Source organism: Streptomyces sp. NPDC002125 (assembly GCF_053593715.1).
Map to the genome: position 1 here is coordinate 23,554 of NZ_JBSFDD010000030.1, position 13,799 is coordinate 37,352.

General features: G+C 70.4%; 10 protein-coding genes and 2 pseudogenes. 2 read left to right on the plus strand and 10 right to left on the minus strand.

Going from position 1 to position 13,799, the window contains the following annotated elements; translation table 11 throughout:
- Window positions 1-67 precede the first annotated feature (67 nt).
- A pseudogene (locus ACWCQM_RS34335) lies at window positions 68-891 on the plus strand (DUF4397 domain-containing protein).
- Between the two features lie 119 nt (window positions 892-1,010).
- On the opposite strand, the gene ACWCQM_RS34340 reads toward ACWCQM_RS34335, so the two are convergent.
- From ACWCQM_RS34340 to ACWCQM_RS34350, 3 genes are all read right to left on the minus strand, one after another.
- On the minus strand, window positions 1,011-1,661 hold the full coding sequence (locus ACWCQM_RS34340) for a hypothetical protein (RefSeq protein ID WP_450918985.1): 651 nt from the start codon (window positions 1,659-1,661) through the stop codon (window positions 1,011-1,013).
- A 132-nt stretch (window positions 1,662-1,793) separates the two neighbouring features.
- Window positions 1,794-2,282, minus strand: a complete 489-nt coding sequence (locus tag ACWCQM_RS34345) for a hypothetical protein (protein WP_450918986.1) — start codon at window positions 2,280-2,282, stop codon at window positions 1,794-1,796.
- 205 nt (window positions 2,283-2,487) lie between these two features.
- Window positions 2,488-3,063 carry a GNAT family N-acetyltransferase gene (locus tag ACWCQM_RS34350; protein WP_450918987.1) on the minus strand — a complete coding sequence of 192 codons (576 nt, stop codon included), beginning with the start codon at window positions 3,061-3,063 and terminating at the stop codon, window positions 2,488-2,490.
- Window positions 3,064-3,618: 555 nt separating this feature from the next.
- Here ACWCQM_RS34350 and ACWCQM_RS34355 point away from each other — a divergent pair.
- Window positions 3,619-5,241 carry a protein kinase domain-containing protein gene (locus ACWCQM_RS34355; protein ID WP_450918988.1) on the plus strand — a complete coding sequence of 541 codons (1,623 nt, stop codon included), beginning with the start codon at window positions 3,619-3,621 and terminating at the stop codon, window positions 5,239-5,241.
- A 301-nt stretch (window positions 5,242-5,542) separates the two neighbouring features.
- Here the strand turns inward: ACWCQM_RS34355 and ACWCQM_RS34360 are convergent, their stop codons facing one another.
- The 7 genes and pseudogenes from ACWCQM_RS34360 to ACWCQM_RS34390 form a co-directional block, all read right to left on the minus strand.
- Window positions 5,543-6,013 carry a hypothetical protein gene (locus ACWCQM_RS34360; protein WP_450918989.1) on the minus strand — a complete coding sequence of 157 codons (471 nt, stop codon included), beginning with the start codon at window positions 6,011-6,013 and terminating at the stop codon, window positions 5,543-5,545.
- A 33-nt stretch (window positions 6,014-6,046) separates the two neighbouring features.
- Window positions 6,047-6,715: a helix-turn-helix domain-containing protein gene (locus tag ACWCQM_RS34365; protein ID WP_450918990.1), complete on the minus strand. Its 669-nt coding sequence runs from the start codon at window positions 6,713-6,715 to the stop codon at window positions 6,047-6,049.
- A pseudogene (locus ACWCQM_RS34370) lies at window positions 6,699-7,287 on the minus strand (class II fructose-bisphosphate aldolase). Before ACWCQM_RS34370 ends, ACWCQM_RS34365 begins: the two are co-directional and overlap by 17 nt.
- A gap of 97 nt (window positions 7,288-7,384) precedes the next feature.
- Window positions 7,385-10,291: a polysaccharide lyase family 8 super-sandwich domain-containing protein gene (locus ACWCQM_RS34375; protein ID WP_450918991.1), complete on the minus strand. Its 2,907-nt coding sequence runs from the start codon at window positions 10,289-10,291 to the stop codon at window positions 7,385-7,387.
- 90 nt (window positions 10,292-10,381) lie between these two features.
- Window positions 10,382-11,452, minus strand: a complete 1,071-nt coding sequence (locus ACWCQM_RS34380; RefSeq protein WP_450918992.1) for an ROK family protein — start codon at window positions 11,450-11,452, stop codon at window positions 10,382-10,384.
- 86 nt (window positions 11,453-11,538) lie between these two features.
- Window positions 11,539-12,585 carry a Gfo/Idh/MocA family protein gene (locus tag ACWCQM_RS34385; RefSeq protein ID WP_450918993.1) on the minus strand — a complete coding sequence of 349 codons (1,047 nt, stop codon included), beginning with the start codon at window positions 12,583-12,585 and terminating at the stop codon, window positions 11,539-11,541.
- Window positions 12,582-13,778 (minus strand): GntR family transcriptional regulator, encoded by a 1,197-nt coding sequence (locus tag ACWCQM_RS34390; RefSeq protein ID WP_450918994.1) that lies wholly within the window; start codon window positions 13,776-13,778, stop codon window positions 12,582-12,584. The genes ACWCQM_RS34385 and ACWCQM_RS34390 overlap by 4 nt, the downstream gene beginning before the upstream one ends.
- Window positions 13,779-13,799: the final 21 nt, after the last annotated feature.

Below are 13,799 nucleotides of genomic sequence, written 5' to 3' on the forward strand. Positions count from 1 at the left end.
CGCCCACGCACGAAACACCTACGAGACTCAGCAGCGAGCTGAAAGCTCCCCCGAAGGGATGATCCCCATGACTTCCCGGACCACCATCGCCGTCGCCGCCTCGGCCGGGGCCTGCGCCGTGGCCCCGGCATGACCGCACCCGCCATGGCGGCCCCCGCCCAGGCGCAGGACAAAGCCATGGTGTCCGTCTTCCACGGCATCCCGGGAATGACGGTCGACGTCTATGCCAACGGCGACGAGCTGCTCAGCGACTTCGAACCCGGCACGGTGACCGAGCCGCAGTCCCTCGACGCGGGGACCTACGACATCCAGATCTTCGAAGCCGGCCAGAGCCCCGACGGCACACCCGCCCTGGAGAAGAAGGTCGAGGTACCCGAGGACGGCAATGCCACCGTCGCCGCGCACCTCTCCGCCGACGGCAAGCCCCAGTTGACGGCGTTCAGCAACGACGTCTCGAAGGTGGACGCCGACAAGGCACGCCTGACCGTCCGCCATGTCGCGGCCGCGCCCGCCGTGGACGTACGGGCCGGCGGACAGCCCGTCTTCACCGACCTGACGAATCCGAACGAGGACACCGCCACGGTGGACGCGGGCACCGTGAACGCAGATGTCGTCCTCGCCGGCACGGACACCACGGCCATCGGGCCGGCGGACCTGAACCTGAAGGAAGGCACAAGCAACGTCGTCTATGCCTGGGGCAGCGCCAAGGACAAGAACCTGGCTCTGGCCACCCAGACGTTCAGCGGCACGGAAACGATGTCCAACGCGGTGCACGCCGGCGCCTCCGCACCGAACTCCCCCGACCAGTGGCTCGCCTGGACCGCCGCGGCCGGGGTGATCACGGTGAGCGGCGTCCTGGTGACCCGCCAATTCGCCGGCCGGCGTGGCTGACACCACGCAACGGCTCACCGGAACCCGACGGCCGTTGCCTTTCCGGTGAGCCGTCCTCGCCATTCCCGGTCTCCTCATGGACATTCATGAGTGCCACGGTCAGGCTCCCCTGCGACTGCTCAGCGACGGTGTGAACTCGGGTGGGCACAGCTGCCGCTCAGCGGAGATCTCCACGCGGGGTCATGTCGGGATCTCCTCGTGAGGTGAGCCAGCAGATGCTCCGCCGCGAGGGAGACAGTGTCTTGTGGGGAGCCGATTGCGGTCAGGGCGGCGACAAGCCGTGCCGATGCTGTTTCCGGCACATCCGGGTCGGCGAGGAGGGGAAGCAGCAGCAGGAAGCGGGAGGCCGTGTCCTGGACGCCTTCGTCCGCGAGGGACGGGCTGTCAGCGATCCGGATCAGTTCGCACCATGTCAGCCCGGTGCCCGAGAAATCTCCGTCCCAGCTGGCGATCTGCTCGGGGTGGCTTGCGCCTGGATGGGTGATGAGGTAGTCGGTGCCGTAGTCGCCATCCAGGTTGCGGTAGATCATCACGACTCCGGGGCCGTCTCCTGCCGGCACCCTGAACACCGGCCAGCGCTCAGGATCGAAGAGGACCTCGGACAGGGCATCGACATCGGCGCCGTCCTCACCGAACCACTCCGGAAGCGGGCGCTCGGCACACCCCCCGTCGCTGCACACCGCCAAGAGGTAGTTGGACCAGAAGCCCGGGTAAGCCAGCAGTGACTCGCCCGGCACCAACGGGCCGATGTCGTATTCCTTGATCAGCACCCCTCGATCCTGCCACCAGCCACCGACACGGTCCGATACGGGATCGGCCTTCTGGTCGGCCGAGCGCGGCGCAACCGCGCTGGGTGCCATGCCGATCGCAGGGAGGGGCACAGGAGCAGCAGCCCTCCGTGTTCACAGGTCTGGCAGTTCCGTTCCCCGGCCGAGGGTGAGGCCCGCTTCGTCCGCCAGTTGCCGGACGGCCGGGTTCAGGGCGAGTGCTGGATGTCTGGTGACGAGACCGCCCAGCTCCCGCTCGATGAAGTCGTGTCCGGCGTCGATGAATTCAGCGGTGGGGCATGCGATTTCGGCCTCGGTGTAGGTGGGTGAGAGCACGAGGTCGTCCCCACGGTGCTCGAGCCGAATGCGCTCATCGTTCTCCGTGAAGCCGACCTGGACGCGCTCCGTGCCCGCCCGGGCGAAATCCATGACGTGAAGAACGGTGTGGAAGGCGTCGAAAAGCGGTGTCCAGCCCCACGGCGGGCTGATGTCCGTCGTCCCGCGTTCGATCCGCCAGGCGCCCAGGAAGCAGTACCACCGCAGGTCCCGAGAGGACACGGTCGTCAGGTCCAGCCGGGACTCGTGCCCCTGGGGCCCGTAGCAGGCATCTCCCTCGAACGTCATCCGCACGGTCGATTCCTCCCTGCCTCGCCGACGGGAAGGCGCAGGCGTCGGCATGTGTACCCGTCCCGCGTTCATGTGTCCAGCTCTGCCCCGCGCCGTCCGTCGGCCCCGGCCGGCGGCGGTGACGTGCCGCGGGCGGCCGGCGGCACCGTGAGGCGGTGGAGGTCTCACCATTGCCCGTCTCACCGTCGGGGCCCGGACCGGTCTATGGGCGCAGGTCGAGCCGCATGAGAACGCGGGGGTGCCCGGCCAGCACCGAGGTGGTGTCGGCGGCGTGGACGAACCCGGCCCGCTCGAAGTTCTTGCGGATTCCGGCGTAGGCCATCGTCGCGTCGACCGTGGCACCACCGTTGTCGAGCGGGTACGCCTCGATCGCCGGTGCGCCGCGGTCGCGGGCGAACTCGACCGCGCCGGCGATCAGGGCGTGCGAGATCCCCTTCTTGCGATGGCCGGGGCGTACGCGGATGCACCACAGCGACCAGACCGGCAGCTCGTCGACGTGCGGGATCCTGCGGCTGCGTGCGAAGGAGGTGTCCGAGCGCGGCGCGACGGCGGCCCAGCCGACGGGCTCTTCGTCGTCGTAGGCGAGTACCCCCGGCGGGGGCTCCGCATGGCACAACTCGGCGACGTACTCCCCGCGGGCCGGCCCGCGGAGCTCGTTGTTGAGCTTGGACGGAATCCGGTAACTCAGGCACCAGCAGACATTGGCCCCAGGGGATTTCGGCCCGACCAGAGTACGGACATCCTCGAAGGCCGTGGCCGGCCGAACCGCGATGGTCATGGCACCACGATGCCACGACGTGCCTTCGGGCACCGCTCGCCGCCCGGCGGCACGGCATGGCCACCTCGTGGCTACCTGCGGCGTGCCCGCTGTCCAAGGCCTCACGGGGCCCGGGCGCGAGGTTCCCGGCCCGCTGGTCGCGGCAGGACGAAAGGACCGTTCACGGCTGCCCACTTCGCGTACGGACGATGCGAACCGGACGACCGGATCGGAACCGGCTGTGCGTCCGGTCAGGCGTCAAGGGATACCGAGCGTGACAGGGCCGAGGCGGCCGGCGAATGCGCCTACGGCCATACGCACGGCCTTGTGCGCCGTGGTGAAAGGCCGAGGCCCGTCGCCGATGGCTCCGGTACCGACCCCGAAGGTGCGGTCGCCGGCCCGGCAGGGAATGGCGGCCTCCAGAAGGACGAGGACCTGGAGAGCAGACCGAAGAAGATCGACTTCGCCAAAGGCACGGCCGTCCCCGGCAGAAGTCAGGGAGCGGCCGCGGCGCTACTCCTATAATCCGCTCGTGGTGGGCGAGCCATATCGCCGAGTGCAAGGAGACTGTGCGCTGTGCAGGCCCTGAATGAGGACGATCCCAACCGCATCGCGGACTATCGGCTGCTCGGCCGACTCGGCGAGGGCGGTATGGGGGTGGTGTATCTCGCCCGGTCGACCCGTGGCCGTATGGTCGCGGTCAAGTCGATCCGCCCCGAACTGGCGGCGTTACCGGACTTTCGACGCCGGTTCGCCCAGGAGGTCGCCATCGCGCGGCGGGTGGGAAGCGACTGGACCGCCGCCGTACTGGATGCTGATCCTCATGCTGAACGCCCCTGGGCCGCCACCGCATACGTCCCCGGCCCGACTCTCGCCGAGGTGGTGGAACGACACGGCCCCCTGCCCGAGCGTTCCGTACGAGGGCTCGTGTCAGGACTCTGCGACGCGCTCGCCGCCATCCACGCGACCGGGCTTGTGCACCGCGATCTGAAACCGTCCAACATCATGATCACCATCGACGGTCCCAAGGTCATCGATTTCGGCATCGTCCGGGCGTTGGACGGACCGACCCACGGCGGGTTGACCTCCACCGGGGTGGTCGTCGGATCACCGGGGTTCATGGCACCGGAGCAGGTGCGCGGCGAACGCCTCACCACCGCCTGCGACATCTTCGCGCTCGGCTCCGTCCTCGCCTTCGCCGCATCCGGACGCCTGCCCTTCGCCCCACCCGAAGGAGGGGCGCACGCCGTGATGTACCGGGTCGTCCACGAGGAACCCGAACTGACCGGCGTCCCCGAACCTCTGCTTCCCCTCGTTCTCGCCTGCCTCGCCAAGAGCCCCACCACCCGCCCCGACCTCACGGCACTCCGCGCCTGGCAGAAGACCCAGCCACACCACCGTGGTCCCTGGCTCCCCGCGCCCCTCCTGGCCCGCCTCGGACAAGACGCGGCAGAGTTACTGGAACACGAGGACCCGGCCACGCGGAGCGCCGGGCACGCGGGAAACAGGACCGCAGCCACTGTGCCCGCCACGGCGAAGGACACGCGGGTAGGACCGGCCGCGAGGAACCGGACGCTGGCCGAGGAACGGCGCACGGTCACCGGAAGGCATCCGTCGACCACTGCGGTACTGGTGGCTGCGGGGCTCTACGGAGTCCTGGCGCTGGCGTCCTGCGGCGTCCAGTTGATCAGGGGGGATACGTGGCAAAGCTGGCACGAAACGGCGCGCTTCACCCTGGGGCCGGCCCTGGGTACTGCGGCGATCCTCCTGGCCATCGTCTGGCTGATCTGGTGCGCCCGTACCCGCACCGCTGCCGAGGAGTTCGCCCCGGGCCGATTGCGTTACGGCCCCTCGGTGGCCGTCACGTCGTGGTTCATTCCCTTCGGGAACCTCATCCTGCCGAAGCGGATCGCCGATGACGTCTGGCACGCCTCCGGAACACGATCTCCCGGTGGAGGGATGGCTCCGGCCGCGAGGCTCCACACCTGGTGGTGGCTGTGGATCGTCAGCGGTCCCCTGTCGCCGCTGTTCTGGGTGAGTTCCGTCGGCTGGATGAGTGACTACTTTCGCCACCATGATCTGGAAGCCGCCGCCACGGCGGGCCTCCTGATCCGCTTGCTCGCCGTGCCCACGGCCGTGGCAACCGCCCTCTACGTCTCCCGGCTCAGCGCCATGCAGCAGGCACACCGTAGCGCCTGACGACATGGCACCGCATCCTCCTCGGATGGCAGAACGCCCCATCACCACCGAATGTGCGATGGAGCCGGTCGATTGACAGACCCTCTTCGTGGTCGACGGCCAGGTGACGGCCCATGGACGACCCCTCGGGACCGCTCTCGGCGCCCAAGTGTCGGTGCGTCCTCGGCCTTGGCGGGCTCCGGTGCACCAACCGGAGGGCCTCAAGTACATGGGCACAGCCTGTTCGCGCCACTGGTCCGGGCCGGCTCCGGACTGATGTTGCCGAAAGCCGCGCGAGCGGCGCCGGGGCTTTCTGTGAGTTCTACAGCGGGAGGATTGCCCAGTGTCGGCGTCCGTCGTCGGCGGTGTCGGTACCGCACGCCACCGCGCCGCGGGCGGTGAGCTCCGGAAGGACTGCATCGTTGGTGACGGCGAGGCCGGGCTGGTGGGACAGGGCGACGATGAGCGCCTGGCGGTCCTGGTCGGCGAGGTGGAGGGAGACGCGGCGACCCCCGTCGGCGACGGCGGTGGCCACCAGGAGCTCGGTCAGGTCGGCGGCGGCCTGGTCGGCTTCCCTGTAACCCCATTCGTGGAGCCGGTCCAGAACGTGCCCGGTCGCCTTCCTCGCGGACCACGGAGCAGCCTCCAGCGACCAGTTGGCACTGCGCCGGTTGCGGACCTGCATCCGGGCCCTGGCCGTCCCTTGCAGGCTGGTCTCCGGACGCGGCGGGGAGAGCGGGCGTTTCGGCGGGGGCGGGGTCCTGGGCGGGTAATCCGGGGTGTGCTCAGCCATATCCACCTGAACTCCCAGCGTCGGCACAGACCTTCATCCTAGGGCCAACCTTTGCGCCGAGCGTGCGCTTCGGCGGACTGCGACGTCAGCAGTACTGATTGCGCAGACTGCGCAATCAAGCTCCGGGGATCCTCTTGCACTTGCGGTGCGGTGCAGTGACGTCACGACGCGTCCGCCGGTCTGTGCGCCGAGGTGGCCGCACCTCGCCGACGGCTGGGTAACGGTCGAGCGGTCCACGCCGAACCAGCAGGCCGCCGCGTCATGAGGCACCCCCTGACGAAGGTGCACGAGCGTTGCCGAGAGCCGGTCCACGAAACCATGCGGTGCTTCGCACCGGCGCCAACCGTTCCCCACCACGCAGCCATGCCCGACGATCCGAGATCGGCGTCTCACCGCTACCGAACTCGAATGGGTGATGTCGGAGAACGGCGAGTGTGGTGGTCCGCGAGCTGCTCCGGGGATGGCTGGTGCGTCAGGATGAGCCCATGGCCGAGAATGAAGCGGATCTGCTGGCGTTGCTGCGCGAGCTCGATGATCCGGAGTGGTTGGAGTGGCCGCAGCACTACGACCGTGGCGAGGTCGCAGTGCACTTCGGTGTTCTGGTGGCCCGGCTCGAAGGTGACTTCGCAGCTCGCTGCACGACCGAGCAGGACACCCAGGACTTGAAGTCTCCAGGTGTTCACGATCAAGGGGAAGCTTCATCGACCCAGACCGGGGCCCGCTTGCAGTACTGCACGAGCTCGGCGGTGGCCGCCACGTTCTCCTTGTACGGCAGGGTGGGGGCGTCGTACATCACCGACGGCACCAGGGCGATGCCAAGGGGGTCGGCCAATGCGCTCCGGGCGTCCTCCACGGCCGGTGCGAGATTCTCACCGAGGTGGACTCGCAGCAGGGCGAGCGCTGTCGTGGCGAACCGGGTCTGCACCACCGAGCGCTCGTCGGCGAACGGCAGTGCCAGGACGTGGTCGACGGTCCGGACGACGGGCGTGGTGTCGTCCGCCGTGATCACGGTGGTGACGGTGGTGCCGCGCAGGTGCCCCAGCAGATCGAGGACCTCGGTGGTCGTGCCCGACCGCGTCACCGCCAGCACACGGTCGTAGCGGCGACCGGCCGGGAACTGGTAGAGCGGCGTACGACTGGGCCATGAACCACGAGGTGCCGCAGCCGACGACGGCGACCTCTTCGCCGGGCGCTGGGAGCGCGGCCCTGCCGGGACCGGCCGCCACGGCCGGGACCTGGGACCAGCACGAGGGCTGGTCGGCTATTTCTTCCAGAGTGACGACATGCTCTTTTCCTCTGTTCGAAGGTTCTGGACGGGGCTGGTGGCGGGTTCCGGCCCCGCATCAACCGCCGCCAAGTGAGGTGATGGCCTCACCCGCCGGCGAGGTCCAGGTGGAGGACCGGTGGATGCGTTGCGTTCTCCCTCGAGTCGAGGACGACGGCGAGCCCCGGGGCGGCTTCGGCCACGGCCAGGCCGACCGGTCGCCGAAGCAGGGCCTGGGCGGCGACGTGGCCGGTCACATCGAAGGTGAGCGTGGACTTCGTGGTGGTGGCGGAGGATGAGGACAGGGCACTCCCGAGGGCAGGTCTCGTGTTCCAGTTCAGGCCGGACTCGCTCCACGAGACGTCGGCCACCGCGTAGGCGCCAAGGGTGGCGCTGGTGCCGCCGCTGTCGGAGACGAAACCGTGCACCGAGAGAGCGGCGGCGGTGACCGTCCCGAAGACGCATGTGGTGTCGAAGGCCAGGAACGCCTGCCTGCTGAACCCGCTGCCGGCGGCGTTCTTGACGACGAGAGTGGTGGCCGTGCCGTGGTTCGTGTCGGCGTAGGAGCCATCGCGAACGTACGTGTCGGCCATAGGGGTGAGGGTCGCGGAGGTCACGTTGAACGACGCCTCACGGGTGGCTCCGGCCGCGTCGGAGACGTCGACCGTCAGGGTGATGGTGGGTGAGGACCGGGTGACCGTGATGCCGGGGTCCGCGCTGATGAGGGAGCCGCCCAGAACCAGTTGCACGGTGACGGTGGACGCGGCCCGGCTGGGATCGGAGACGCCGATGACCAGCCGTCCGCCCTGCTGCCGCATGATCACGGAGCATGGTGCGCCGACGGTGATCCCGCCGGCGGATCCGGCACTGAAGAAGTTCACGGCGGTCAGCCCCAGGGAGGTATCGCGAACGGCCTGCACGGAGGCGGAGTTGGCCAGCACGGTGACGGTGGGCGAGTCGGAGCGGCGCTCGGTCCGCGCCGCACTGAATCCGGGCAGCAGGACATAGGCGTAGGACCCGGCCGAAGGGGCGGTGCCGTGGGACAGGCACAGGGATGCGTACCGTCGGGTGATGGTGTCGGTGGTGCCGGCTGTGTTGATGTCGCTCCAGGCGCCCGTGCGGGCAGTGCGGGCGGCCTGGACGCGGGCTCCGCCCGGGAACAGGTAGCCGCCGACGCCCTCCAGGTGCGCCCAGCCTGAGACGTCGAGGGTGTCCGACCAGCCGAGGGCCGGGGACTGCGGGGCGCCGTCCACGGTGAGGGTCTGGGTGCCGTCGGCACCCAGGTTGCGGTTCTCCACTACCGTGACGACCTCGGCCCCGCTGCCGCCGGTGATGTCCGCGCCCAGACAGGCCACGGAGTCGCCCAGGCAGAACCACGACTTCTTGGCGCCGAGCGTCGAACCGTACTGGCGGAAGTCCATTCCGACGCTGCCGTATCTTCCGGCCAGACTCGCGCCCCCCACCCAGGTCGCGGCCGGCCGCGTGCCGGTTCCGGCGGAGTCGGCGAGTGCGAGAGTGTCCACGGTGGTGCCCGGCAGACGGTTCGGGTCCACGGTGGGCCAGTAGCCGTCGGTGTAGTGGCCGAGGTCGGAGTCGAGATAGAGGTATCCCATGCCGTCACCGGTGTGCCAGCCGTGCAGGTTCTCGCCGTTCATCGCCTCGTAGCGGGCGATGCGCGCGGAGGACATGGCGAGGGCGAACGCCCAGCCTTCGCCGCGGTGCACGGCCCGGTCCATGGAGGGGAACTGGACGTGCCCCGCGGGTTCGGGGGCGGGGGTGACGGAGGAGTCGTCGAGCACCGGTCGCGCCAGCGCGATGCCCGCGACGCCTGCGGTACTGGCGAAGGGTGCGTACGCGTCGCCGCGGGTGATCCAGCCCTTGGCACGGCTTCTGAACCGGGTGGCCTGGTCCGTGGCCGGCGCGGAGAGGGCGGCGCGCAGCACGGCCTGGGCGATGAGGTTCCCGTCGTAGAAGTCGGTCTCGGTGGAGCGGCTGATGGCCCTGCCCCGGACGGCGTCCATGCACAGGCCGTTCCACACCCAGGGGGCGAAGGCGCTGTCGATGGAGTCGTGGATGTGCGCGGCTGCCGGGTCGGTGATGTCCCAGTCGGAGCTCTCCAGCAGTTGGAAGAGCATGGCGAGTCCTCGCAGCAACACCATGCCGTAGGTGCCGGTGTACGGGATGGAAGTGTGCTGGACGAAGGAGCCGTCGGCGTACAGGCCGTCTCCCGTCGTGACGTAGGGGAAGACGTCGGACAGCGCGGCGGCCGCCGTCGTCAGACGCTCGCTGTTCCTGCCGAGGATGCCGCGGAGGGCGACCACCTGACACAGGTCGACCCGGTTCGCGCCGGTCGAGGTGGTGCGGGCGGTGCCGTACCTGTTGAGGGTGGGATCGGGGACGAAGTGGTCGATCGCCGCGGTGTAGTTGTCCAGCTGGGTGGTGGTCAGCAGCGGATAGACGTGCACAGCCGCGTTGGTCAGGGAGACCGGCGAGCCGATCTCCCACTCCCACCAGTTTCCGGACTCCGTCGCGAGGGCGTTGTAGACCTGCGCGTGCAGGAAGTCCAGGCCTGCCACGACGGCGGCGCCGAGCGCGTGGTCGGCGTACAGGGCGCGGCCGCTGCCGTCGGTGGTCACGGTGCCGGGGGTGGCGTAGGCGGTGGCCATGGTCGCCAGTTGCTTGTAGCCGGCCGTCATGTTGGCCGGGACGGACAGGGGCAGGCCGGGCCAGAGGGAGTTCGCAGAGGCGTTCGGGGAGAGGGAGTTCCACAGGCCGGTGGCGGTGGTGGACAGGGTCGTCAGGGCGGTGGCGTACCCGGTGTCGGACGGGTCTATGGAGCCGCCCGTCAGGATGGCTCCCCATGTGGCACGGAGGGTGTCGTAGGCGTCGTCGGCCGCGGCTGCCGGGGTGGCGCCGGCGAGCAGCTGGGCGGCGCCGGTCAGCGGGGCGAGCGTCAGTGCGGCGGCGGTCAGGAAGCTGCGGCGGCCGAGCCGCCCGGTGGTGAACTCGTGCACGGGATCTCCTCGGGTGTGCGGTGCGATGACGTGTGTGATCGGACAGCGGACGGAGTTTCGGTGCAGGGGGAACGGGTGCGGGAAGCCTGTCTACGGCGCGGAGGAACGGCGGCGGCACGGTCCTGGCGGTGGTGCCGAGAGGGCGTCCAGGGCGAGCAGGCCGGCGCCCCGGCAGCCGGCCTCGGCGCCCAGCTCCGCCGCCACCAGGTCCGGAACCGCGTGGAAGCGCAGTCGGTCGGCCAGTGCTGCGCGAACCGGTCCGAGCAGGGCCTCGCCCGAGCGGGCAAGACCGCCGCCCAGCACCACGAGACCGGGATCGCACAGGACCGTGTATACGGCCAGCCCTTCGGCGAGAGCTTCGACGGCTTCCTGCCAGATGCGGCGGGCCAATGGGTCTCCGGCGGCTGCCAGTCGCGAGACCTCCTCGGCGGAGACGTGCCCGGCGGCCTTCCCACCCGCGGACCGGCGGGCCGCCCGGGTGTACCGGCGCGCTACGGCCGAGGCGGAAGCGAGGGTTTCCAGGCAGCCCTGGTTCCCGCAGCCGCACTCCGGGCCGCCGCGCCGTACGGTCAGATGCCCGAGTTCGCCGGCACCGCCGCCACTGCCTCCGTGCGCCAGGCCGCCGCGGACGTGGGCCGCGGCGATCCCGGTGCCGAGCGCGGCGAACAGGAACTCGTCCCGGTCGCGCGCCGCACCCAGCCGCCCCTCGGCCACCGCCCCGGCCCTGACATCATGCCCCAGTACCACGGGCAGGCCCAGCCGCTCCGCCAGCAGGTCGCGCAGCGGGAGGTCCCGCCAGCCCAGGTTGGCGGAGTACACCGCCCGTCCCGCTCCTTCGGCGACAATCCCGGGGACCGCCACACCGACGGCGAGCGGCGACGACCCGAACGTCTCGACGGCATCGTCGGCGAGGGCCTCGGCTGTCTCCGTCACCCGGTCCACGACCGCCTCCGGCCCGCGTTCACGGCGGGTGGCCCGGCGCACGCTCCGGATCACACCGCCGTCGTGCGCCACGAGTGCGGCTTTGATCTCGGTGCCGCCGAGGTCGACGGCAACGACGTGACCGTGCGTCACCACAGCGGCGATCCTGGGGCGCTCTTCCGTGCCGCCCTCACCCTCGGCCACGGCCTGCGCACGGGGTCGTGCGGTGTCTGTGTTCATGAGCCCCCCTCGGGCCGGTCCTTCACGGGCGCGGGTGTGCATGGGCGGTCTCGCGGGCACCTTCCGGCGACGGACCGCAGCGCGTGTCAGGCGGTGGCGACGGCCGGCTCCGCACCGAGGACGATCCGTCGGCCGCTGCCGAAGGACTCGTACACGCCTTCGATGACCTCGATGACCCGTCGCCCGTGCTCGGCCGGTACGGCCGGGGGCTGTTCGCCGCGGACGGCGGCGGCGAACGCGGCGAGTTCGGCGTGGAAGGCCCGTGGTACGTCGTCCGCGGACTCCTCGGCGAGCACGACCGGGGTGCCGAATCCACCGGGCTGCCCGGAATCGTCCGGGCAGCCGTCCGCGTAGAGCTCGGCTCCCGCGCCGCGGGCCACCCGGATCGCGCCCCGTTCGCCGATCAGGACGAGTTCGTCGCGGGACGGCAGCCCGGTGCTGGTCACTCCGATGTGCCCGGTCAGACCGCCCTCCAGCTCCAGGCGTGCCAGCACGTCGGTCTCCACGCCCGCTTTCAGGCGATGGCCGGCGGTGGCGGCGACCGCGACCGCCCGGCGCCCTGTGAGCCACAGGAGCCGGTCGACGCAGTGCGCTCCGATGTTCATGAAGACGCCGCCGCCGGAGACGGCCGGGTCGAAGAACCAGGAGGGGCGGCTGCCCGGACGATAGTCGGTGCTGCGCCAGTCGGAGACCGCGAGCAGAGGACCGATGGCGCCGGCGTCGAGCGCCGCCTTGGCCGCGGCCATCGGCGGCAGGAAGTGCTGGATGTGTCCCACGAACAGCACGACGTCGGCGGCCCTGCAGGCGCGCTCCATGATGGCGCAGTCCTCGGTGGTGGTGGCCATGGGCTTCTCCACCAGTACGTGGAGTCCGGCCGCGGCGCAGTCCGTGACGATGTCGGTGTGCAGCGCGTGGGGCGTGTTGACCACGACCGCGTCGACCGCGCCCGAAGCGATCAGCTGCCGGTGGTCGGTGTGGACGTCGGCTCCCGCGGGAACCGCGAGCGCTCGCGCCGTGTCGGCGACAAGGTCGCACACGGCGGTCACCCGCAAGCCGGAGGTGGCCGCCGCGGCTTCGGCGTGCAGGGCTCCGACGGCGCCGGCGCCTATCAGACCGAGCCGGATCTCACTCACGAATCTGTCTCCCGTTTCATCAGAGTGTTTCTGGTGCGAACCCGCCGAGGCGTCTCGGGCGCGGGTCCGACGTGGTTCTCGGTGGGGGGCAAGCGCTGCCCGCAGGACTGCCGGACGGTGATGCCGGGGCGCAGCATGACGTGCCGGCGCGGCAGGCCGGGGTTGTCGAGCCGGCGCAGCAGGGTCTCGGCGGCCGTCACGCCCAGCAGGTGCTTGGGCGGCGCGACCGCGGTGAGCGAGATGTCCGCGAGGTCGGCGATCTCGTCGTCGTAGGCGACCACGGCGAGGTCCCCGGGCACGGTCAGTCCGGCCCGGCGTGCGGCGCCGACCAGCATCGCGGCCTGCCGGTCGCCGAAGCACACCACCGCGCTCGCCTGGGCGGCGCGCAGACCGGCCAGACACCGGTCTGCCGTCGCCGGGCTCCATTCCTCCCGGCTGGCACGGAACACCGTGGTGACGCAGCCCAGTTCTGTCGCCGCCTGCCGGAATCCGTCGGCCACCGGCGAGGCGGTCGGACTGGGCTCCCGCAGGGCCAGTCCGACGGCATGGTGCCCGAGCGCGGCGAGGTGCCGTACGGCGTCGTAGGCGCCGGCCTCGTGATGGGTACATACATATTCGTTGATGTCGCCCAGGGAGGTGCCGCGGCGTTCCATCAGGACGGCTGGCACCGGGAGTGCGGAGAGCCAGCTGAGGTGGCGCTCGGCCGGCTCCGGGCCGGTGAGCGTGGGCACCACGAGCAGGCCGTCCACACCTGCTTCGAGCATGTCCTGGAGGTCTTTGCGCTCGCGCCTCTGGTCATAGCCGGAGCAGGCGAGCAGGAGCCTTGCCCCGGCGGCGGAGAGCGTCTCCTCGATCCCCTGGAGGACTCGCGGGTAGTAGAAGGTGGTGTCGGGGACGACGACACCGATCAGTGCCCGGCCGGTGCCGGGCGCGTCGGGCGGGAGAACGAAGGTTCCGGAACCCTGGCGGCGTACGACCAGACCTTCGGCGACCAGCTCGTCGACGGCACGCCGGACGGTGCTCACCGACGTTCCGCTGCTCATGGACAGTTGCTTCTCTGTCGGTATGCGGCCGTCCGCGGGCCAGGTTCCTTGGCGTATCCGCTGGCGCAGCTCGCGTGCGAGCCGGCGGAACTTCAGGTCCGGGGTGTCCTCCGAAGTGTCAGCCTCGGACGGATGCACGTTCTCTGCCATGTGTTTCCTCTGACTCTGCCA